Source organism: Aquimarina rubra (assembly GCF_042684305.1).
GTDB lineage: Bacteria > Bacteroidota > Bacteroidia > Flavobacteriales > Flavobacteriaceae > Aquimarina > Aquimarina rubra.
The window spans coordinates 745341-769734 of the sequence record NZ_JBHULE010000035.1 but is presented as its reverse complement, the minus strand read 5'-3'; the positions used below and the strand labels follow the sequence as shown (position 1 = coordinate 769734).

Here is a 24394-nt window from a genome sequence, read left to right as displayed (position 1 = left end):
TATCCCCATATTATTCTCAAACTTTTTCGGTTGTAACTAATTGGTTTATAAATTCTTCTTTAATTTCTGTAAAATCTTTAAAAATATAATCTGCTTCGTGTAATACTTTGGGATCACCAATTCCTATGCTTATCATATTAGCCACATTGGCTGCCTGAATACCAGCGACTGAATCTTCAAAAACCACACAATCTTTGGGATCTACTCCTAATTTTTGCGCTCCTATTAAAAAAACTTCAGGATCCGGTTTTGCCTTTGAGACATCAGTACCGTCCACAATGGCGTGAAACTTCTCTTTTAGTAAAACTTTATCTAAAATTATACGAGCATTTTTACTAGCCGATCCTAATGCAATAGCTTGTTCTTTGGTTATAAGATAGTCTAGTACTCTAGGAACATCGGGGAGAATCTCTGAAGTATCCATCGTCTCAATATAATTCAGATATTCCTCATTTTTTTTAGCCATTAAGGTTGTAAATTCTTCTTCTGAGATAGTTTTGTTCCCCCATTCCAAAATTTTCTCTAAAGATCGTACTCGGCTAACTCCTTTTAGTTGTTCATTTTGTGCTGAAGTAAAAGATATCCCAAGACTATTGGCTAAATTTTGCCACGCTAGAAAATGGTATTTTGCGGTGTCTACAATAACACCATCTAGATCAAATATGAATGCTTTTTTTGTCATTCTAAACTTCTTTTGGATTATAAGTAATAGCATCCTTGTTAGTTATCAACAAGTTACAGAAACCTGCTACAATTAAACTTATTCCGGCTACTATCATTGCATTAATTGTTTCTTCACCTATTAACTTATATGCAAAATTAACTCCTCCTATCGCTGCTATAATTTGAGGGATTACTATAAACATGTTAAAGATCCCCATAATAACGCCCATTTTTTTAGGATCTACAGAACTAGACAACATAGCATAAGGCATAGACAGAATGCTTCCCCAGGCAAAACCTACTAAGGTAAAAGAAAGCGCTAGCCATTCTGGAGAAGGAACATAATACATAGAAATAAATCCAATACCTCCTAAAATGAGTGATCCCATGTGCACAAACTTTCTGTTTATTCTCTTTCGAGATGTATAAAAAGTTAATATTAATGCAAAAGCCATTGATGATAGTCCATATGTTCCCATATACCTACCGACATCATTAGATGATTTTTGAAAAGCAGTACTCGCCAACTTAAAAGCTTCTTCTGATTCTGCTAACTCCATATCATAAGAAGCTTCAACAGGAACCGGAGTCTTAAATACATGCTCAGTAAGTGCAGGATTTGCCAAACTCCACATAGTAAAGAAAGCAAACCAGCTAAAAAATTGAATAAGACCCAATTTCTTCATAGTTAGAGGCATATTGCCAATATTATTTAGAATATCAGGAATAAATTGATTTTTCTTTTGTTTTTCTCTTTCAAACTCTTCCATATCCTCAGGAGGGTATTCTGTAGTTGTAAAAACGGTGTACAGAATACTTACTAAAAATACAAATGCCCCAATTGCAAAAGCTACTTTTACCGACATAGGTACTACTCCGCTTGGTGCAGCGTCACTAATCCCCATTTGAGAAACCATCCAAGGTAAATTACTCGCCACCCAAGTACCTATTCCAATAATTAGCGTTTGAGTAACAAATCCATATGATCTCTGAGATTCCGGTAATTTATCAGCTACCAATGCTCTAAAAGGTTCCATTGAAACGTTAATAGAAGCATCGAGAATCCATAAAAACCCAGCCGCAACCCACAAAGCAGGTGAATGCGGAACAATAAATAAAGCTATAGAACTAAGAATAGCTCCAATTAAAAAATACGGTCTTCTTCTTCCCCACCTAGTACTCCAAGTTCTATCACTTAGGTAACCAATGACAGGCTGTACTAATAACCCAGTAAGAGGAGCCGCAATCCACAATAAGGGAATCGCATCTTTTTCTGCTCCTAAAGTTTGAAATATTCTAGACATAAATCCGCCTTGCAATGCAAAACCGAATTGTATTCCCAGGAAACCGAAACTCATGTTCCAAATTTCCCAGAAACTTAGCTTACGCTTGTTCATTAAGTAAATCTTTAAATAATTACTATGATAAGCGCGTACACTTATCAAAACTTATGTTAGTAGAAAGTGAAAATATAAGTTCTGATAGGGATCAAATATATTATATTATTTCAAATAAAATAATATTACTATGTTATTTTTTTGTGGATTGCCTTTGAATCAGGCTTGTGTCAATAATAACGGTTTTATATTCTTCTGGAACATCTTCATCTCCTTCCAGCTTATCGATAAGTAACTTTGCCGCACGTATTCCCATTTCTTCTCCATGCTGGCTGATCGTTGTTAGACTTGGAATAAAATGTTTGGATAAAATACCATCTGTAAAACCAACAATTGACACATCATCAGGTACTTTTTTACCTTGTCCATTTAAGACTCTGGCCGCAGTTACCGCAAACAATTCATTTACTGCAAATATGGCATCTACATCTTTATCTTTCAGAAAATCCGCAATCTCAGACTCACAATTATCAATATCCTCTATTTTAAGAATATAATCTTCTCTTGCAGTAATATCATAAGCTCGTAACGCTCTTAGATACCCATTGGTTCTAAGCTTACCAACACTAATATAATCTACCGTTGTAAGAATAGCAATCTTTTTACAACCCAAAGATAACAAATGGTTTGTTGCTGTCTGAGCACCTTTTCCATCATCAATAATAACCTTATCACATACTAGTTCATCAATAATCCTATCAAAAAGAACCACCGGCATTCCCTGGCTCATGGTTTCTTCGATATGATGATAATCTTTTTTTTGCTGTGTTTCTTTCGCAACAGATAAAATAAAACCATCTGCACTGCCGCTAGCTAACATCTCTAGGTTAATTACCTCTTTATCAAAAGAATTATTAGAAGAACAGATAATAACATTATACCCTTTTTCATTAGCCACTTTCTCCACTCCTCCAATTACGGTGGTAAAAAAGTGATGCACAATCTCCGGAATAATCACCCCAATGGTCTTGGTTTTCCGGTTTTTAAGGCTAAGTGCAATATTGTTGGGTTTATAATTATACAACTTAGCGAAAGCTTTTACCTTTTGTCGAGTATCTAAACTAATCTCTACACTATCTTTCAATGCTTTGGACACTGTTGAGATCGATACATCTAATTCTTTTGCTATTTGTTTTAACGTAACTTTTTGCTTCATTTCCCTTTGAATTTTTATTAAAAGTTAAAGTTTGACGCGAAAATATGCGATATGATCACAATTTGCCTTAAAATTTTAACAGAATTTTAAAAGTTATCCACACGCAAACGTTTTCGTGAGGTTACGGCTACACCGTAGCTGAAATTTAACATAGAATTTACATACATTGGCTTTCAGAAAGTGAAAATATAAGGCTAAAAACAATTAAAAACTAATTTAAATTTGTATGAAAACATTTACTAAAAGCGCATTGTTTTTATTGTGGTTGATACCAATGAGCTTTTTCGCACAGTCTTCAGTCAATGGTACTGTAACTGATGCTACAAATGGTCAACCGATTCCCGGTGTCAATATCATTGTAAAAGGAACAACAAACGGAACTTCATCAGACTTTGATGGAAATTACACATTGAGCGGAATAAACAACGGAGATATTATTGAGTTTTCTTATGTAGGGTTTGTATCCCAGGAATTCACATATTCCGGGAATGCTAGAATCGACGTGGTGCTACAAGAAGATGCTGCAGAACTAGAACAAGTAGTAGTAATCGGTTATGGTTCTGTTCGAAAGAAGGATCTAACCGGATCTGTAAGTACAGTGACAGCAGACGACTTTAACCAGGGTGTTAACACTTCTCCTGATCAATTGATCAAAGGGCGTACTGCGGGGGTTACTGTAATTGATAATGGAGGAGCACCTGGGGAGGGTTCTACTATTAGAATTAGAGGGGGTTCATCTCTTAATGCTTCTAACAATCCATTGATTATTGTAGATGGTGTGCCTTTAGATCCAGGTCCAGGAGGTACGAGAAATAACCTAAACTCAATAAATCCTAATGATATAGAATCATTTACAGTACTAAAAGATGCTTCTGCCACGGCAATTTATGGTTTTAGAGCATCTAATGGTGTAATCATCATTACAACAAAAAAAGGATCTAACACTGACGGTAAGTTAAAATTTAACTATAACGGTAATGTTACTTTTTCTGAAATTGTAGACAAGATTGAAGCTTTAAATGGAGATCAATTCAGAGAGTATGTTACTGCTAATGGATCACAAGCTCAGATTGATTTATTAGGAACAGAAAATACGGATTGGCAAGATGAGATTCTACAAAATGCAGTTTCTACAAACCACAACATTAGTCTTTCTAGTGGATGGGACTGGATCAACTACAGAGTTTCTCTTGGATTATTAAGTGAAGAAGGATTGATTAAAACCGATCATTTGGACAGAACTTCTTTATCTGCTAATATAAGAACCAAATTCTTTGATAATCATTTACGAATTAACACCAATATTAAAACAGCAGTTGAGGATTATACATACGCAACTACAAATATTGGAGCAGCATTAGGATTTGATCCAACACAACCAGTTTTCCAGGAAAACAACTTCGGAAACTTTTTCCAATGGTTAGACGGCAGCGGTAATGCTATTGCATTGGCAGGACAAAATCCTGTTGCTGCATTAGAACAAAGTGATAGTAATGGACTTATATTTAGAAGTCTAGGTAATTTAGAGCTTGATTATAAATTCCACTTTTTACCGGAGCTAAGAGCTAATGTAAATGTTGGATATGAAATAGCTAGTGCAAAAACAGAAAACACTACTTCTGCAGAATCCGTTGCAAATGCAGCTAGAACTGGTAACGATAGTTTTAGTAGATCTTTACAAAAAAGAGAAAACTTATTGTTTGATTTCTATTTGAATTATAGAAACGATGTAGAAAGCCTTAATACCATATTTGATGTAACAGCTGGTTATTCTTATCAGAAATTTTTAGATAGTGGAAGTAATTTTAGCAGAGGATTTGATCTTGTAGAAATCGACAATCCATTTAACAATCCAAGAGAGGTATTGTTAGGATTCTTTGGTAGAGCAACAATTTCTATTGCGGATAAATATATTTTTACAGGAAGTTTTAGACGTGATGCTACTTCTCGATTTTCTGGCCTTGAAAATCAATGGACAAACAGTCCATCAGGTGCATTTTCTTGGAACGCGCACAACGAAAATTTCCTAAAAGATTCCAATTTAATTTCACAACTTAAGTTTAGAGCGAGTTATGGTGTAACACCACAACAAAGTATCGGTGATGCTACACCTTCTTTACCAAGAATATTAACAAGTGGACCAGGTTCTCAATATCAAATCGGTCAGGAACCGGATGGAACTCCGATCTTTATTTCTACAGGATTAGCACTTCCATACAATCCAGATTTAACTTGGGAAACAACTACGCAGTACAACGTTGGTTTAGACTTTGGACTTTATAATGGTAGAGTATCTGGTACGGTAGATTTATATAGAAAAGAAACTGATGACCTATTATTTGTTGCTTCACTTCCTAGTGGTAGTTTGGCAAATGCCGATGACGTGAATTTAGGAAACCTAACCAACGAAGGTTTAGAACTTTCGTTAAGCGTAGTTCCAGTTCAAACTGATGATCTAAAATGGACTGTAGGAGGTAATATCACTTTTCAAAGAGGAGAAGTTACAGAACTATTTGCTGTAGACAATCCTAATTTCGAAGGTTTCTTCGGGTCAGGATTTGTAGGTAGTAATATCAATATCCAAACGGTTGGTTTTGCACCTAGTTCATATTGGGTTTTTGAACAAATTTATGATGCGAATGGAAGACCTGTTGAAGGAGCCTATGTGGATAGAAATAACGATAACGTTATCAACGAAAAAGATAAGTATATCTACAGAAAACCAGCAGCGGACTTTTTCTATGGTTTTAATACCACTTTAGATTATAAGAACTGGAACTTTAGTATGTTCTGGAGAGGTAGTGTAGGAAACTATAATTATAATTTTGTAGATGCAGGAAGTAACGGTAGAAGAATTTTAAATTTCCAAAATACTTTATCTAATACGACAACAGACTTATTGGATACAGGATTTTTTGACGGTGGTGTAGATAGATTCTCTTCTGACTACTACATCCAGGATGCTTCATTCTTAAAATTAGACAATATCTCTTTAGGATACACCTTCAAAAATTTCTTAAATTATAAGAATATTGATATGAAATTGTACGGTACGGTAAATAATGTTCTAATCATCACTGATTACACGGGTATCGACCCTGAAATTAGTAGTGGTTTTGACAGCACTATTTATCCTAGACCGAGAACGTACCAGTTTGGAGTTAATTTAGACTTTTAAAAAATGAATGCAATGAAGATAAATTTTAAAAACTTAGCAAACATTGGTGTATGTGCACTCCTATTATCCATAGGATCTTGTACCGATGATTTAGACGTAGCGGTTAATGATGATCAGAATCAAACTACAGATGAATTCTACAGTTCTGATCAAGCATATTTACAGGCACTTGGTAAGCTATACTCAGGATTAGCTGTTAGTGGACAAGATGGTCCGGGAAGTAGTGATATTGATGGTATTGATGCCGGTTTTGGACAGTATCTAAGAGGTTTCTGGCAATTACAGGAATTGCCTACAGATGAAGCAGTAATTGCTTGGGGAGATCCGGATTTACCGGTATTAAACTTTGGTCAATGGACATCAAGTAATGCTTTTGTAAGAGCATTTTATGACAGAGCGAACTTTCAGGTTTCTTCTGCAAATGAATATTTGAGACAAACTTCTGATGCAAAACTAAATGACAGAGGAGTTTCTGCAGCTTTAAAAGCAGAGATTCAAGGATTCAGAGCTGAAGCCAGATTCTTAAGAGCTTTAAGTCATTATCATTTAATTGATATGTTCGGTAACATCGCTTTCTTTACAGAAGATGATCCGGTAGTTGGATATATTCCACCACAAGTCTCAAGAAAAGTAGCTTTTGATTTTGTAGTATCAGAATTACTGGCAATTGAGGATGCAATGCCTGATCCAAGAACTAACTCTTACCCAAGAGCAGATAAAGCAGCTGTCTGGATGTTATTATCTAAACTATATCTTAATGCGGAGGTATATACGGGTACAGCGATGTATACTGAGAGTTTGACATATACTAACAAAATACTTGATGCAGGTTTCAGTTTAGTGGATGATTATCAGAAACTTTTCTTGGCAGATAATAACTTTAACGGTTCTCAGAATGAAAGTATTTTTAGCATTGCATTCGACGGAATCAATACGCAATCTTTTGGTGGTACAACTTTCTTAACACACGCTCCTGTTGGTGGAAATATCCGCCCAAGAGCTTTTGGAATAGATGGTGGATGGTTCGGAATCAGAACCACAGAAGCTTTTGTAGATTTATTTGGAAGTAGCAACGGATCATTTACAATCTATGAGTACGATAATGACTTACGATTATTGGCTCAGGATGGAGATGTTTTAAAAGCATTTGATGCAGATGGTGATTTCGAATATTTAGGGTCTGATCAAAATAACACAAACCCAGCTTTCGATGCTGATCAAGTTTACCGCTATAACTTCTTAAACGGAGTGATCACGAACAATGGAACAGAAGTACCTGCTCCTGCAATGGCTGTGTCTATTGCTTCTCAACCTGTTTGGAATGATTCGAGAGGAAAATTCTATACAAATCAACAAACGCTAAAAATTGAAACACTATCTAATTACCAAGATGGGTATGCAATACAGAAATGGAGAAATGTTGGTGTTGACTTAGAGCCTGGTTCTGATGGAACTGGTACTCATGTAGATGCTGATTTTCATATGTTTAGACTTGGTGAAGTATTCTTAAATTATGCTGAAGCTGTAGTAAGAGGTGGAAATGGTGGTACTCCAACAGATGCCGTAGGATATATCAACCAACTTAGAGAACGTGCTTACGGAAATGCTAATGCTAACATCAATGCAGGAAACTTAACTCTGGATTTCTTACTAGATGAAAGAGGAAGAGAACTTTATTGGGAAGGACAAAGAAGAACAGATCTTATAAGATTTGACAAATTTACAGGAGGTAGCTATTTATGGCCATTTAAGAACGGAGCGACAAACGGTTCTCCATTGCCACCTCACGTAAGTCTTTTCCCAATTCCTTCTACTGAATTAGTAGCAAACCCTAACATTAATCAAAACTCAGGTTATTAAAAAATTATATAAAATGAAAAAAATATTTTTAACATTAGCTATACTTAGTACCCTATTTATTGGATGTACAGCAGACGACAACATAGAAGATAGACCAGTTTTTGAATTAGCAGAGGCTCCTGTAATCACTGCACCAGAGGCAGGTACTTCCTATGTATTTACTTTTGAAACCAAAGATCTTCTTGCAGAAAGATTCACGTTTACCGATGCAGATTTTAATTTTGATTCAGCTACCAATTATTCGGTAGAGGTAGATGTAGAAGGAAATAACTTTGCTGCTCCACAAGAACTTGGAAGCAGTAACTCTTTACAAATTCCTGTATCTGTAGATTCTTTCAACAATGCAGCTCTAGCATTAGGATTGACTCCTGGTGAGCCTGCAAATGTTGAAATTAGAATAGTTGCAAACGTAGGCGCTGGAGAACCTCAGTTTTCTGAGTCTAGAGTTGTTGCAGTAACTCCGTTTACAACAGAAGCTCCTAAGTTTTTTATTATAGGTAATTTCCTGAATGCAAGTGGATATGGCGATAACTGGACTCCTGCCGGTACCTTACCGACCATTGAGGCTGCTGAGTTTGGTGCTACGGCTTTTCAAGGATATGTTTTCTTAAACGATCCAAGTCCTGAATTCAAAGTTTTACCCACAAATACTAGTTTTGATGGAGATTACGGAGATGCAGACGGAAGCGGTTCTTCTGGAATTTTGGTACAAGACGGAGAATCAAATATGAGAGTTGCTGAAGCTGGATATTATAAGATTGATGCCGATTTTTCAGATCCTGAAAATATTACTTGGACAGCAAGAAAACAAGTATGGGGAATTATTGGAGCTGCTACACCAACTGGTTGGGATAGTGACACTGATTTAACATACGATCCGGCTTCTAAAACATGGATGATTACCATCGCATTAACTCCAGGAAGTTTTAAGTTTAGAGCTAACGATAGTTGGGATGATCCACAGGATAACTTTGGTACCGGAGCAGAAGATGGGCAATTAGCTTTTGGTGCTGGTGATCTTAGTGTTGATACTGCAGGAACTTACTTAGTGACTTTAGATCTAAGCAATCCTAACAATTATACATATACTTTGACTCCACAATAGTCAAAAATATACATAGAAAAGGCTGTTATTTCTGATAACAGCCTTTTTACTTTAAAAACAAAAGCGTCATGAAAAAATTTACTTTAACCTTAATTTGCTTTCTTAGTTTTATTTGGTCCCAAGCACAAGTACAGAATGCAACTTTTACTATAGATCCTCCCGCATTTAATGAGGATGATGAAATTACAATCACCGTCTCTGGAGTAGATCCTAGTATTTGGGGAGTAACCGATTTATACCTTTGGGCGTGGTATTTTAATAGTCCAACGGCTACAGCATCTATAAACTCCCCTAATAACGGTCAATGGACCGATTCATCTGATGCTACGAATCCACAAATTTTGACTAATAATGGTAATGGAACCTACTCTATAACATTAACTCCAACTACTTTTTACGGAGCTACCGGAATAGATCGCATAGGAATGTTGGTAAAAGCTGTAGACGGAACTGGAGATAAGAAGACACAGGACAATGTGGTTAATGTAGGAATCTTTCAGCTTTCGCTAGATGCGCCTACAGATGCAGTAAGTATCATAGATAGCGGAAATGACTTAACCATTACTGCCACCTCAACAGTAACCGCAGATTTTGAACTTTTTGCTAATAGTGTCTCTGTAAACACGCAGACCAACATCACTAGCTATACCTTTGATTACACCATTACTGAAGGAGTAAGTTTTGAACTGGTAGCGACAGAATCAGGAACAACCAACACTTTATCAGAAACTTTTTCTGCCATCACGACTCCTGTTAATACAGAAGTTCCGGTACCAGCAGGAATGAAAGACGGATTAAATCTAAATGGAACATCTGCTACTTTTGTACTATATGCTCCAGAGAAAGACTACGTGCATTTAAAGGGGAATTTTAACAACAACGACTGGACTCTTGACAACACCTACTTATTGAATAAGGACAGTGCTCAAGATCGTTTTTGGATTACCTTAAACAACCTGCCAAATAATGCCGATATCTTGTATCAATATGTTATTGATGCGTCTATCTCTGTAGCAGACCCCTACTCTACTTTAATATTATCAGAATTTAATGATGGATTTATTGATAATGTGACTTTTCCAAACCTTCCTAGTTATCCAACAGGAAAAACGAATGATGCCGTAACGTGGTTTAAAACCGGTGAAGCCGAATATGTTTGGCAAACCACCGATTTTCAAAGACCCGAAGTTACTGATTTAGTTATTTATGAATTATTAATTCGTGATTTTGATAACCTACATTCTTTTGATGCAGTAAAGGCAAGACTTGATTATTTACAAGATCTTGGAATCAATGCCATAGAACTGATGCCGGTTTCTGAGTTTGACGGAAACATTAGTTGGGGATACAACCCTTCTTTCCATATGGCGTTGGACAAATATTACGGAACTCCCACTGCATTTAAAGAATTTGTGGACGAATGTCATGCCAGGGGAATTGCGGTAATACTAGATGTAGTGTATAACCACGCTACAGGTCAAAATCCATATTATAGAATGTGGAACGATTGTAATGGTTGTTATAACGGACAAGCAACCGCAGAGAATCCAATATTCAGAGAAACTGATTCTAATCCTACTTTTTCATTCTTTAACGATATCGATCACGAATCTCCAGCTACAGAAGATTATATAGACCGATTAAATGAATACTGGCTAACTGAGTATAATATAGATGGGTTTAGATTTGATTTTACCAAAGGATTTACAAATACTCCAGGAGATGGAGGTGCTTTTGACCAAAGTCGTATCGATATTCTTACTCGAATGAATACAGCTATCAAAGCCGTTGACCCTAATGCCTATGTAATCTTAGAACATTTCGCTCCGAATTCTGAAGAAACTTTATTAATCAATGAAGGAATGCTTGTTTGGGGAAATAGCAACTACCATTATAATCAGGCTACTATGGGGTATGGAGATTCTAATTTCCAATCTGTATCTTACTTAACACGTGGTTGGACTACTCCTTCTAACATTAGTTATATGGAAAGCCACGATGAAGAGCGATTAATGTACAAAAATGTTCAATTTGGTAATGATACAAACTCGCCAGTTTATGATGTAACCGATTTATCCACTGCATTGGATAGGCAAGAATTGGCTGGAGCATTTTACTTTACCGTTCCAGGACCAAAAATGATTTGGCAATTCGGTGAATTAGGATATGGATTTAGTATCAATCGATGCGAAAACGGAACTGTTGAAGAATCTTGCAGAACAAGTCCCAAACCTATCCGTTGGGATTACCTAAATGTTACTGACAGAACTGACATATATGATGCGTATACTAAGTTAATTAGCTTAAAACTAAACGAAAAGATATTTAAAACAAATGATTTTACATTATCTGTATCTTCTGCAACATCTAAAAAAATTCAACTTACTGATGCTTCTGCCACTGGAGATGAAATTAAGTATGTAACCATCATAGGAAATTTTGGTGTTAACACTATTACTATTGATCCTGATTTTCAAGAAACAGGTACTTGGTATGATTTACTAAGTGATACCAATGAAACTATTACCGTAACCGATGTTAATGCTCCAATTAGCTTACAGCCCGGTGAATTTAAAGTATATGGAAACGAACAACGTAATTTAAGTACACAAGAGTTTATCAATGGCGCTAGCTTTAACGCGTACCCTAATCCGGCAAGAACGGCTTTTAGTATTGATGAGTCTGTACAAAAAGTATCTGTATATACGATCACTGGATTCTTGGCAAAAAAGTTTGAAGGTAACTTTGCTCCTGGAACCAATTTTGAAATAGGAGAATTGTCCAGAGGGTTATATCTGGTTCAGATTGAAAATGAAAAAGGAATAGCCACTACAAAGTTAAGTTTACGCTAAAGACTGAAACATAATTTTATCTTTAAAGGGAGTGTTTTTGAAACACTCCCTTTTTGTTTTAATAGTATATTGAATAATAAAGTATACAAAGATTCTCCTCTTCTTTTCATTATATGCACATCACTAAACTTTAGTTGAAATTTATTCACTTAGTTAAGACAAAGCCAATATAATTATCACTAAAAAAATAACATTTTAATACTATTTCATTTTGAAATTATGTTAAAAAACAAGGAGATAACACAACTTATTAACACTATAACGTTTAAGTATATTTTCCCATAGTAACATTTCTCCATTTGATCGTATTATATAGTAATAGTATACTATCAAATCATTATTAATTTAAATTCATTAAAGATGAAAAAATCAGAAATTTTAAAGAAAATCAAAGGTGAAATCTTAGACAGAAAAGAAGCTAAGCAGATTACCGGTGGTTATGAATATGGGTCTTTCCCTAATTGTCCATCTGGTAAATTATACCCTCCTCACGGATCTTGGATCAACGGTCAATACATGTATTATGATAGTGATATACAAAGTTGGTGTAAACCAAATTACTAAATCTCTTCATATTACATTATTTATAGAGGATGTTATCTAACATCCTCTATTTTAAACTTATATCATTATGAAAATAATTCAAAGTTTTTGGACCAAACCTACATATCATAATTCCGATGATGCTAATGCGAGGTTCAACGGAGGTTGGCCTAATCAAAAATACGCTTTTTATAGCTTCGCTTTGAGCGCACTTACCATAAACAGGTTTTATAATCAAAATGAACTACATACAGACGATAGAGGAAAAGAATTATTTAATAATCTATTAGAATTACCATACTCTGATATTCACACTAATCTGGAAAAAATCAACAATTATCATCCAAAATTATGGGCTTTTGGTAAACTGGTTAGTTGTGCAGATCAAAATGAGCCCTTTATGCACTTAGATAATGATATTTTCATTTGGAACAAAATTCCATATGACATCAACCAATATGATATAATTGCTCAAAATATTGAGGTAAACTTTCCAGGGTATGCAAAAACTTTTAAATACATGCTTACGAACTTTGACTCTGTTCCCAATGAACTTATCAAAAACTATTATAAAAATGGTAAAATCCTGGCTCATAATGCGGGCTGTATAGGCGGAAAAAACAATGATTTTTTTAAAGAATTATATAAAACTGCTCAAGACTTAATCGAAAATAATCAACACCATTTCCCAAATATAGATGTTGGAATTTTTAATACTATTTTCGAACAACAATTGGGATTCGCAATTGCAGAGAAAAACAATTTGAAAGTCCAATATCTATTCGAGAATATAGAACCAAATTTTGCAGAAATCATTGATTTAAGCACTGTACCTCTATTTTCTAAATTTATTCATTGTATTGGCTTTGCCAAAAAATCCATATTTGCCTGTGAACAAATAGAAGCCAGGCTCCAATATCACTTTCCAGAATATTTTAAGAACATAAATACTAAACTTCATAGGCTTTTTCCAGATCAGGGTTTCGACATAAAAATTGAGCCATCCAGATTACAAAATATATTTAATTTTTATGATTTTGTGGAAAACATAACCGTTGAGAAATTATTAAACACCAAATTCGTGATACAAAAAGACTGTATCATAGATTTTAACGCAGAGCCGGTTACAATTCAATTTACTATTCCTTACAATAGAAAAGTTGATAAAAAAGACCTCGTTGGATGGCATAGTATTTTGCTCTATTTCTTGGAACCTGTCTCTGTTCAGGAACTCTATGATGAATTATCACAAGATGAAGATTTCATAAAACGTTTTGGTGAAAACATTACAAATTTTAAGACAAAGATGTTGTCTTTTGTGCTTGAAAAAACACTACTGCTAGAAATACTACAACCAGAACCTATAAAGGTTTTACAATCAATATGAATACAAACATCTATAAAAATTTAAAAATGATTAAAAAACACTCCTTTTTTGGGTAACAAATCCATCTAAATATGAACTAATAAATACGAATCATATAGGATCTAATCAATAGGATAGTAAAATCGAAAAGAATTACTTTTCTTTGTAACTGATCACAAGACACAAAATTAAAACTCTTAATGCCAAAATTTCCTTTTTATAAACAAGCTGAATCTAAAGATTGCGGACCTACTTGTATTAAAATCATTGCCAAACATTACGGAAAAGTACTGAATACTCAAAAGCTTAGGTCTCTAAGTGAAACCACCAGAGAAGGAAGTTCTTTACTTGGTTTAAGTGAAGCAGTAGAAAGTATTGGATTCAGGTCTCTGGGTGTAAAATTATCCTTGGATCAGTTACTGGAGGTTCCACTTCCGTGTATTGTACATTGGAATAAGGTGCATTATGTTGTAGTTTACAAAATCAAAACCAACCGAAAAGGTGGGATGACGATTTATGTATCTGATCCTGCTCATGGTTTGATCACTTATACAAAAGAAGAATTTATTAAAGCCTGGATCGGTAACAATGCAGATCAAACCACAGAAGAAGGTGTTGCGTTATTAGTAGAGCCTACACCCAAATTCTATAACGATAACGTTGATGAAAAAGATGAAGAATTTGGTTTTAAATTTATTTCTAAGTATGTTTTTAAGTATAAGAAATTCATTTTTCAACTTATATTAGGTTTAACGGCTGGTAGTTTATTACAACTTATTACTCCATTCCTTACACAAAGTATTGTTGATGTAGGTATAGAAAATGAAGATATTGATTTTGTTTACCTTGTATTAATTGCACAATTATCCTTATTTGTGGGTCGAACATTGATTGATGTTTTAAGAAGCTGGATTTTATTACATCTAAGCACAAGGATTAATATTTCTTTGATTTCAGATTTCTTTATCAAACTCATGAACCTGCCTATCTCCTACTTTGATGTAAAAATGACAGGAGATTTATTACAGCGAATTAATGATCATAAGAGAATTGAGCAAATACTCACCATGTCTTCGCTAAACGTGTTATTTTCGATGGTTAATCTTATCGTATTTAGTATTGTTCTGATCTATTATAGCTTCTCTATATTCACAGTTTTTGCAATTGGTAGCGCATTCTACTTTGCCTGGATTTTGATATTCTTCAAAAAGCGTAAAAAATTAGATTATAAACGTTTCTCTCAAATCAGTGAGGAACAAAGTAAAGTGATCGAGTTGGTAAATGGTATGCAGGAGATTAAACTTCATAATGCCGAAAAAAGAAAAAGATGGAACTGGGAGTTTGTACAGGCAAAACTTTTCAAAATTTCAATAGAGAATCTGGCATTAGAGCAATATCAAAGTGTTGGTTCTGCATTTATCAATGAGTTAAAAAACATATTGATCACTGTTCTTTCTGCGGTATTAGTAATTGATGGAGAGATCACACTGGGTATGATGCTGGCAATCACCTCTATTGTTGGGCAGTTAAATGCACCGATTACCCAATTGATCAATTTCTTAAGAGAATTACAAGATGCACAGATTTCATTAGAACGTCTTGGAGAGATTCATAATAAAGAAGATGAAGAAAAAGCTGGTGATGAAAAACTTAGGGATGTCCCGGAAAATTCAGGTTTTGAGATCAAAAACCTAAGTTTTAGATACGTAGGGTCTGATAAACCAGTATTACAAAATCTGGATTTGTCTATTCCTGCTAACAAAATTACAGCTGTTGTAGGTGTTAGTGGTAGCGGAAAAACAACGCTGATGAAGCTTTTATTGAAGTTCTATGAGCCCGACGATGGTCAAATATTTATTGGTTCACACGATCTACAACATGTGTCTCAGAAAGCCTGGAGAGATCAGTTTGGTGTGGTAATGCAAGAAGGATATATTTTTAACGATACCATTGCTAATAATATTGCAGTTGGTGAAGACTATGTGGATAAGAAAAAATTAGCACATGCTGTTGACGTAGCTAACATAAAAGAATTTGTAGAGTCCTTACCTTTGTCTTATAATACCAAGATTGGAATGGAAGGTGTAGGATTAAGTACAGGGCAAAAACAGCGACTGTTCATTGCTAGAGCGGTATATAAAAACCCTAAGTTTTTATTCTTTGATGAAGCTACCTCTGCATTAGATGCCAATAATGAGAAAGTTATTATGGAGAAACTAGACACCTTCTTCAAAGACAAAACTGTAATGGTTATCGCTCATAGACTTAGTACTGTAAAAAATGCTGATCAGATTGTAGTATTAGATAAAGGAGAAATTATTGAAGTTGGGAATCACGAGTCTTTGATCAAAGAAAAAGGAAGCTATTATAATTTGGTTAAGAATCAATTAGAACTGGGTAAATAATGTTTAATGAAGAATTAGTAATTACGAATTATCGCCTAAATGAAAAAAGAGAATATTATTCAGACAAAAAGTTATGATTTTGCTTTATCGTGCATTAAATTATTTAAAAAATTAACACAAGAACAACACGAATATATTTTATCAAAACAAGTATTAAGAAGCGGTACTTCCATAGGTGCTAATATTGAAGAAGCTATTGGAGGACAAAGTACTAAAGATTTTTTATCAAAAATGGCTATTTCATATAAAGAAGCAAGAGAAACACATTACTGGTTAAGGCTATTAAGAGATAGTAATTACATTTGTAAAGAGGAAAGTGAAAGTTTAATAAAAAATTGTGAAGAATTGCTTAGGATTATTGGTTCAATACAAAAAACTACCAAATTAAAAATTCGTAATTCGTAATTAAAAAACATGCCAGATAATTTAGACGACATACAACTAAGAAGTGAAGAGGTTCAGGAAATTCTCACTCGTGTACCGCATTGGATGATTCGATGGGGGAATTTATTGATATTAGCACTGATATTGCTTTTATTATTTCTTTCCTGGATGCTAAAATATCCTGACACCATTCCCGCACAGGCTATCATAACTACTGAGCTTCCTCTACAGAAAGAACAAGCAAATGTTAGCGAAAAGATTGAAGCCATTTTAGTAAAAGAAGGAGATACAGTTCCAGAAGGAACTCCTTTAGCTATTTTAAGAAATACTGCAAATTATTTGGATGTCTTTACTTTAGAAAGAGTCATTGATACCATAACCATAAACAATAGACAAATTGATTTCCCTTTTGATCAATTGCCACCTATCTTAGAGCTTGGAGATATCCAAACAAGCTATGCAACTTTTGAAAACAGTTATATAGAATATAGTTTAAATAAGGAATTACAACCTTATTCTGATGAAAATTTGGCCAATCAAATATCCTTATCAGAACAGTATAGGAGGCAAGAAAGTATCCTAAGTCAAAAAAAGAGAGAAAAGAATGCGTTAAATTTTAAGAAAAAGGATTTTGACAGGCAACAAGAGTTATATGATAAAGGTAGTATTTCTCAGCAAGAATATGAACAAGCTAAAATTGAGTATATACAATTCGAAAATCAATATAAAAACTACGATACGCAACTTTCTCAAATTAAAGAGAATATAAGCAGTGCAAAAAAAACATCAAAAGGCGCAGAGTTTAATCAACAAAGAGAAGAAATTAGTTTACGTAATAAAGTGATTCAATCTTTTGATCAATTGAAAAAAAGTATCAAAGACTGGGAACTGAGATATTTGCTTCAATCCGATATAGAAGGACGGGTTTCTTTTTCTAATTATCGTTTTGAAAATCAAAATGTTACCGCCGGAGATATTGTTTTTATAGTAATCCCTATCCAGGAATCCTCTTCGTATGTGGCAAAAATTAAAGCACCTACTCAGAATTCCGGAAAAATAAAACTAGGCCAAAAAGCCAATATCAAATTAGAAAACTTTCCAGATGATGAATTTGGTATGCTTCAAGGTACAGTAGACTACATTTCTATGTTACCGGATAAAGACGGATTATATCTTGTTGATGTAAAATTACCAAAAAAATTAATTACAACTTATAACAAAGAAATACCCTTTAAGCAAGAAATGCGAGGCTCTGTAGAGATTATAACGGAAGATCTAAGGCTTATAGAGCGATTCTTTTATCAGTTTAGAAGTTTAATGGACAAGTAAAAAGTTAAGCCGCCTTTGGTAAGGATACTGAAAAAACACTTCCCTTTCCAGGTTCGCTTTCTACGCTTATTCTACCCTGATTAAGTTCTATTAGCTCTTTGCAAATTTTAAGCCCAAGACCGGTTCCCGTTTCATTTTCTGTACCATTGGTAGTAAATGTGTCTTCTGCAAACAATTTCTGAAGATTGGCAGGATCAATACCAATACCGGTATCTTCGAAACAGATCTCGTAATGGTCTTCTTTTTCTTTAGATACTAATGCAATAGAATCTCCGGGATTACAAAATTTAATGGCATTGGCAATCAGATTTTGCGCTACGATCCCAAACATATCTTTGTCTGCAAAGATTATGGTAGAGTCCAACTTGTTAATCAGTTTAATATCTTTTTTGTCGGCTTTTGGTTTAAAGAAAGTAAACTTGTTACCGATTACTTCTGCTATATCAAAAGTAGTTGGATTCGCATTTAATTCTTTCATTTGTGATTTTGACCAGTTTAGCAAGTTATTTAGTAAAATCGAAGTTTGATGTGTTCTATTAGCTAATAATGGAACTATTTCTCTAAACTCTTCAGTAGAAATAATATCTTCCTTCATTAGATTCAAACTACCTTCTAGTCCGTGTATTTCATTTTTTAGATCGTGAGAGATGATAGAAAATAATTTATTTTTTACCTCATTTGACTCGTTTAGTTCTTTTATATATCTTTTTCTTTCTCTTCTTGTTTTTATAAAAAGAACTAAAAAAACTAATATAACAGCGATGACACCCAAACTAATAAAAGTAAACACCCTATATCTAAACAATTCTTCTTTTGTTCTTTGCTCTCTTTCCTCCTGTTCATCAATTAGCTTTAGTTGTTTCAATTCTGCTTCATAACGTGACTTTGCATTTTCAACTTTCTGAGCGGTACTTTCATACATTCTTTTATCAGATAGTTGTTGATACTCTTTCTGCCATTTTATGGCTTCCAGAAGATTACCTCTTGTAGAATCCAACTTAAAGGAGTATTTATAATTTTTCAATATCAAAGATGTCACATTGGACTTTATAAGATCTTCTCTAGCAGTTTTTAATAACTCATCCGCTTTTCGATACTCACCTTCTTCTAATGCAATAATTCCGAGTTGCTGTTTAGCGTTTACCACAATTAGCTTATAATTTGCTTGTGTACCCACGCACGTTGTCGTATCATAATATTTTTTTGCTGCCTCGTATTCTTTACCATACATAGACGCCTTGGCCATAATACTATACGATTGAGCGGTATGTCTTAGATCATTTTCGGCTTTGTTAATTTTTAACGCTTCAGGTAAAAGTTTCTTTGCTTCAGAGAGCTTGCCACCTTCTGTATATAACAAAGCAAGATTATTCATTACCATACCCACACCTTTAATATTTAAGTTTTTACGGGTGTTAATGGATTTTAAATAGAATTTTTCGGCGTTTGGAATATCTTTAAGCTCTTTATAGATAATAGCTAAATTGTTGTAAACTCCTGATAGCCCAATACTATCTTTTAATTGTTCTCTATACAATTTAGCTTCCATTAGATAATCTGCGGCTTTTTCCAGATTTCCTTTATTTTGTTCGACAATAAATCGATCATTGCTTACAGTTGCTAATCCATCTTTATCATTGACTTTCTTAAAATAGTGAATCGCTTTTTCAAAATTTTTATCGGATTCTATATTTCTTTTAGCTTCATTATAAATAATTGCTTTTAGTCGATAGGCAAGTCCAGCTCCTCTTTCATACTTTATCTCCTTTGCTAAACTAATCAATTGGTCAGCCAAAGGTTCTGCCCTATCAAATTGATCTTCGTTCACAAACTGTTGTACATCTCTAACCGATTTATTAAACAATGTTGAGTCTTTTAAGGTCCTTATTTGGGAAAGGTCAACTCCGGTTAGTTGGTTTTGGGAAAAACCATAAAAGTTGGTTATATAGAGCGCTAACACTATAAAGATTGTTTTATTCATACTGTTTATTTTGGGGCTAAAATCAAATAAAAAGACAAGTATACATCCTTATCTAGTATCTGATTTTCAAAACATTAACCATATTTTATTTTTTGATCTCTCTTTAACTCCTAACAAGATCAAGCTGCTTTAGGCAACGTAACATAAAAAGTACTTCCTTTTCCGGGAATACTTTCTACCTTTATATTACCTTTATTAAGTTCTATTAATTCTTTACAAATTCTTAGTCCAAGGCCTGTACCAGTTTCGTTTTGAGTTCCAGTAGTAGTAAAAGTATCTTCTGCAAACAATTTCTTAAGATTAGAAGGCTCTATACCGATGCCCGTGTCTTCAAAACAGATCTCGTAATGATCTTCTTTTTCTCTGGATACTAATGCAATAGAATCCCCCGGATTACAAAATTTAATAGCATTTGCAATTAAATTTTGAGCTACAATACTTACCATATCCTTATCTGCGAATATATTTGTAGCATCCAATTTATTGATCAGTTTAATATTTTTCTGGATAGCTTTGGGCATAAAAAAAGCAAATTTATTAGATATAACTTCTGTTATATCAAAGGTGACAGGTCTGGCATTTAGTTCTTTCATTTGTGATTTTGACCAGTTCAATAAGTTATTTAACAAAATTGAAGTTTGATGTGTTCTGTTTGCCAATAGGGGTATAATCTCTTGAAACTCTTCTGTAGAAATTTCATTCTCCTTCATTAAATTCAGGCTTCCTTCTAAACCGTGAATCTCATTTTTGAGGTCATGTGATATGATAGAGAATAATTTGTTTTTAACCTGATTAGATTCATTTAGCTTAGTGATCAGTCTTTTTCTCTCCTTTCTTGTTCGTACAATCATAAGTATGAATACCAAAAAGATTACTAACAATCCTAACGCAATAAAAGTTAAAACTCGATATCTAAACAATTCTTCTTTAGTTCTTTGTTCTCTTTTTTCTTGAGCATCAATCATTCTTAAGTTTTCAAGTTCGGCTTTATATCTTGTCGCTGCCCTCTCCATCTTCTTCGTAGACAATTCGGTCATTCTCTTATCCGAAAGCTTTTGATGTTCTTTTTGCCAAGTCAAAGCTCCTGACAGATTACCTCGTGCGGAATCTAATTTGGAGGAAAATTGATAATTTTTTAGTAATAATTGCACCGCTCCCAGATCTGTAGATTCGTTTCGGGCCATCTCCAACAATTTTTCTGCTTCTTTGTAATTCTTTGATATAATTGCCAAATATCCGAGTTGTTGTTTGTTGTCTACCGTAAGAAGTTCATAATTGGTGTTAACAGAGATGGATAATGATGTTTCATAGTATTCTTTGGCTTTTTCGTAATTTTTTTCATACAATTCAACTTCGGCCATAATACTATAAGAATGCGCGATAGAAGCATTAATACTATCTTTTTTATTAATCGATAAAGCTTCCGGTAACATAGCTCTAGCTTTATCCGGTTTACCATTTTGCAAATAAATGAATGCTAAATTATTCATCACCATTCCAATATTGCGAAGCATTCCTATTTTTTTTCGAGTCGTAATCGCTTTATCAAAGTATCTTTCTGACTCATCCAGGTTATCCAAACCTGCATAATGACTAGCTAGATTATTATATGTAATTACCAAACCTGCGCTGTCTCTTAATTTTTCATTATACATTTTTGCCTCCAACAAATAGTCGATACTCTTTTCTACATTACCACGATGACTTTCTAGTATAGACCAAGTATTAAAAACATTTGCTAATCCTTTTAAGTTATTGCTCTTTCTATAACTTTTCTCCGCATTTTCATAGCTTCTAATGGCCTTCAGATATTTTTTATTTCTCTTAAAAAACCTACCTTGAATTACATATAATTCCCCGAGGCCATTATGATAGTTTAGTTCTTTTCCTTTTTTAATCAAGATGTTGGAAAAATTTTCAGCCTTATCTGTATGATTATCTTTGATAAGTTCTTTAAGTGAAAGTAATTGCTGTTTAAATTGCAGTGTATCCGTAATATGGTCAAAACTTTGAGATGTCACTAAAACTTTATCTTGAGCAAAAGTTTGCCCTAATAACAGCATTGCGGTGATACATAAAAATACTCTTCTCATATTTATGAATTTTGGGGATAATCAGATAAAAAATCTAATTTAATCCACAAAATACATAATTTAACCTAAACCAAACACAAAAAGTAGTCCTATTCTTACAATTATTTATGGATTTACCATAAAAGTTATCTATTAAAGATAAAAAATGCCTTTCAGGTGATGAAAGGCATTTAGTTTATTACTACTTAATTGAAGTTATATTTAAGAACTCTCGTCTAACTCGGTGGACTTACTCTTCAACACCACCCATTCATTTACCAAGTCCTCTAACACTGTAAGCGGAACAGCTCCGTTTGTTAATATCACGTCGTGGAATTCTTTAATATCGAACAATTCATTACCAAGTTTCAATCTCGCTTTTTCTCTCAATTCAAGAATCTTATTCATTCCTATTTTATAAGCTGTAGCCTGACCTGGCATTACAATATGTCTTTCTACCATTTTAATAGCATCACTTTCTGCGTTTGGTGTATTGTCAGTATAATATTTAATTCCTTCTTCTCTGGTCCATTTTTTAGCGTGTATTCCGGTATCAACAACAAGTCTGCATGCTCTCCATAATTCCATGGCTAATCGCCCAAAATCAGAATACGGATCGTTATATAATCCGATTTCTTTTGGTAAAAACTCGTTATACAATCCCCAACCTTCTACATAAGCTTGATATCCGCCAAATTTTCTAAACTTTGGAATATCCTCTAACTCCTGCGCAATAGAAATCTGCATATGATGTCCGGGAATGCCTTCGTGATACGCCAAAGCTTCCATTTGGTATTTTGGCATAGCTTCCATATCATACAAATTAGCATAATAGGTTCCCGGTCTGGAACCATCAGGAGTTCCTTGTTGATAAAAAGCTTTTCCTGCACTCTTTTCTCTAAAAGGCTCTACAGCTTTTACCACGATATCTGCTTTAGGTTTTGTGATAAAAAGCTCATCCAGTCTTGATTTCATATTATCAATTAAACCTATCGCTCTTTTTAGATACCCAGCTCTTCCTTCTTCATCATTACTGTAATAGAATCTCTCATCCTCTTTCATGAATTTAAAAAAATCCTGCAATGTACCTTCATACTTAAGCTGCGTCATGATGTCCTTCATTTCTTTATGAATTCTGGCTACCTCATCCAACCCTAATTGATGAATTTCTTCTGCAGTCATATTGGTAGTGGTAGTACGCTTTAAAGCATTCTCATAAAATGCTTTTCCTTTAGGGAATTTCCAGGCTCCGTCATCTACTGTGGCCCGTTGCTGCTGATCTTCCAGCATAGTAACAAGCTCTACATATGCCGGCTTAACATTATCCAATAAAGCTTTTTCGACTGTAGTTATTAATGAATCTTTTTCTTCTTCAGAAAGTTCCAATTTTTCAATTTTTCCTTTAAAATCAGAAAGTAGTGTACTTTCCTCATTAGATGCATCAAAAGGTTTTCCTGTTATTAAATTTCTACTATCATTCAATACTTTAGCAAATACAAATTTTGGAGGAATGATACCATTTTTCTCTCTGATTTTTATATTATCAATCAGTTGAGTAAACAATTCATCCATTTCTGATAATCTAGATATATATGCCTCTGCATCACTCTTATCTTCGATACGATGCATATTGATCAAAAATGCAGGAATCTCTGCTTGCATTCCGTGCAATTGGTTTACAGGATAATTATAAAAACGATATTGAAAATCCTCTATCGTTTTCTCCAAATCCATTTTCATCAATTTGTAACTTAGTAATGTTTCTTTATTAAGTATAGAAACATCTACAGAATCCTTTAGATACTTCAGTCTGTTTTTAGCCTTCTCCAGGTCTTCTACTTCTTTTTTGGATGAAATATTATCCCATTTGGCATAATCTTCTGTCTTTATCCCTAAATAGGTCTGCATCATAGGAGAGTCTGCAACTTCTTCCTGAAACTGACTTTCGAACCAAGCATTAAGTTTCTTTGAATGTTCTTCTATTTGCTCTTCTGTATTTACAATAACTTCGGTTTCTTTATTTTCCTCTTTACAGCTAAAAGTTAAAAACAAAAAAGAAGCAATTATGAGATAGAATTTTGACTTATTCATCTTTTTCAGGGT

General features: G+C 34.0%; 15 protein-coding genes. 9 read left to right on the top strand and 6 right to left on the bottom strand.

Features of this window, described 5'->3' with window-relative positions; all coding sequences use genetic code 11:
• Positions 1 to 16 precede the first annotated feature (16 nt).
• The 3 genes from pgmB to ACFSR1_RS23190 form a co-directional block, all read right to left on the bottom strand.
• Entirely contained in the window at positions 17 to 682 is a 666-nt protein-coding gene (pgmB, locus tag ACFSR1_RS23200) for a beta-phosphoglucomutase (protein WP_378295408.1), read from the bottom strand.
• 1 nt (position 683) lies between these two features.
• Positions 684 to 2060, bottom strand: a complete 1377-nt coding sequence (locus tag ACFSR1_RS23195) for an MFS transporter (protein ID WP_378295407.1) — start codon at positions 2058 to 2060, stop codon at positions 684 to 686.
• A 133-nt stretch (positions 2061 to 2193) separates the two neighbouring features.
• Complete coding sequence (locus tag ACFSR1_RS23190; protein WP_378295406.1) at positions 2194 to 3216, bottom strand: LacI family DNA-binding transcriptional regulator; 1023 nt, start codon at positions 3214 to 3216, stop codon at positions 2194 to 2196.
• 226 nt (positions 3217 to 3442) lie between these two features.
• Between ACFSR1_RS23190 and ACFSR1_RS23185 the strand changes: the two genes are divergently transcribed.
• The 9 genes from ACFSR1_RS23185 to ACFSR1_RS23145 all read left to right on the top strand — a co-directional run bounded on the left by ACFSR1_RS23185 (position 3443) and on the right by ACFSR1_RS23145 (position 18238).
• Positions 3443 to 6394 carry a SusC/RagA family TonB-linked outer membrane protein gene (locus tag ACFSR1_RS23185; RefSeq protein WP_378295405.1) on the top strand — a complete coding sequence of 984 codons (2952 nt, stop codon included), beginning with the start codon at positions 3443 to 3445 and terminating at the stop codon, positions 6392 to 6394.
• Positions 6395 to 6406: 12 nt separating this feature from the next.
• Complete coding sequence (locus tag ACFSR1_RS23180) at positions 6407 to 8254, top strand: RagB/SusD family nutrient uptake outer membrane protein (RefSeq protein ID WP_378295404.1); 1848 nt, start codon at positions 6407 to 6409, stop codon at positions 8252 to 8254.
• A 13-nt stretch (positions 8255 to 8267) separates the two neighbouring features.
• On the top strand, positions 8268 to 9359 hold the full coding sequence (locus tag ACFSR1_RS23175) for a SusE domain-containing protein (RefSeq protein ID WP_378176468.1): 1092 nt from the start codon (positions 8268 to 8270) through the stop codon (positions 9357 to 9359).
• A gap of 68 nt (positions 9360 to 9427) precedes the next feature.
• On the top strand, positions 9428 to 12211 hold the full coding sequence (locus ACFSR1_RS23170) for an alpha-amylase family glycosyl hydrolase (RefSeq protein ID WP_378295403.1): 2784 nt from the start codon (positions 9428 to 9430) through the stop codon (positions 12209 to 12211).
• 360 nt (positions 12212 to 12571) lie between these two features.
• A complete protein-coding gene (locus ACFSR1_RS23165) occupies positions 12572 to 12775 on the top strand; it encodes a hypothetical protein (RefSeq protein ID WP_378295402.1) in 204 nt (67 codons plus the stop codon).
• A 67-nt stretch (positions 12776 to 12842) separates the two neighbouring features.
• The gene (locus ACFSR1_RS23160; protein ID WP_378295401.1) at positions 12843 to 14141 is read left to right on the top strand and encodes a DUF6734 family protein; all 1299 of its coding nucleotides are present in this window, start codon (positions 12843 to 12845) and stop codon (positions 14139 to 14141) included.
• 179 nt (positions 14142 to 14320) lie between these two features.
• A complete protein-coding gene (locus ACFSR1_RS23155; RefSeq protein WP_378295400.1) occupies positions 14321 to 16525 on the top strand; it encodes a peptidase domain-containing ABC transporter in 2205 nt (734 codons plus the stop codon).
• Between the two features lie 39 nt (positions 16526 to 16564).
• Positions 16565 to 16930 (top strand): four helix bundle protein, encoded by a 366-nt coding sequence (locus tag ACFSR1_RS23150; RefSeq protein WP_378295399.1) that lies wholly within the window; start codon positions 16565 to 16567, stop codon positions 16928 to 16930.
• A gap of 9 nt (positions 16931 to 16939) precedes the next feature.
• The gene (locus ACFSR1_RS23145) at positions 16940 to 18238 is read left to right on the top strand and encodes an HlyD family secretion protein (protein WP_378295398.1); all 1299 of its coding nucleotides are present in this window, start codon (positions 16940 to 16942) and stop codon (positions 18236 to 18238) included.
• Between the two features lie 4 nt (positions 18239 to 18242).
• Here the strand turns inward: ACFSR1_RS23145 and ACFSR1_RS23140 are convergent, their stop codons facing one another.
• From ACFSR1_RS23140 to ACFSR1_RS23130, 3 genes are all read right to left on the bottom strand, one after another.
• Positions 18243 to 20219, bottom strand: coding sequence for a tetratricopeptide repeat-containing sensor histidine kinase (locus ACFSR1_RS23140; protein ID WP_378295397.1), 1977 nt, complete (start codon positions 20217 to 20219; stop codon positions 18243 to 18245).
• A gap of 119 nt (positions 20220 to 20338) precedes the next feature.
• Positions 20339 to 22312, bottom strand: coding sequence for a tetratricopeptide repeat-containing sensor histidine kinase (locus ACFSR1_RS23135; RefSeq protein WP_378295396.1), 1974 nt, complete (start codon positions 22310 to 22312; stop codon positions 20339 to 20341).
• Between the two features lie 201 nt (positions 22313 to 22513).
• A complete protein-coding gene (locus ACFSR1_RS23130) occupies positions 22514 to 24382 on the bottom strand; it encodes a DUF885 domain-containing protein (RefSeq protein WP_378295395.1) in 1869 nt (622 codons plus the stop codon).
• Positions 24383 to 24394: the final 12 nt, after the last annotated feature.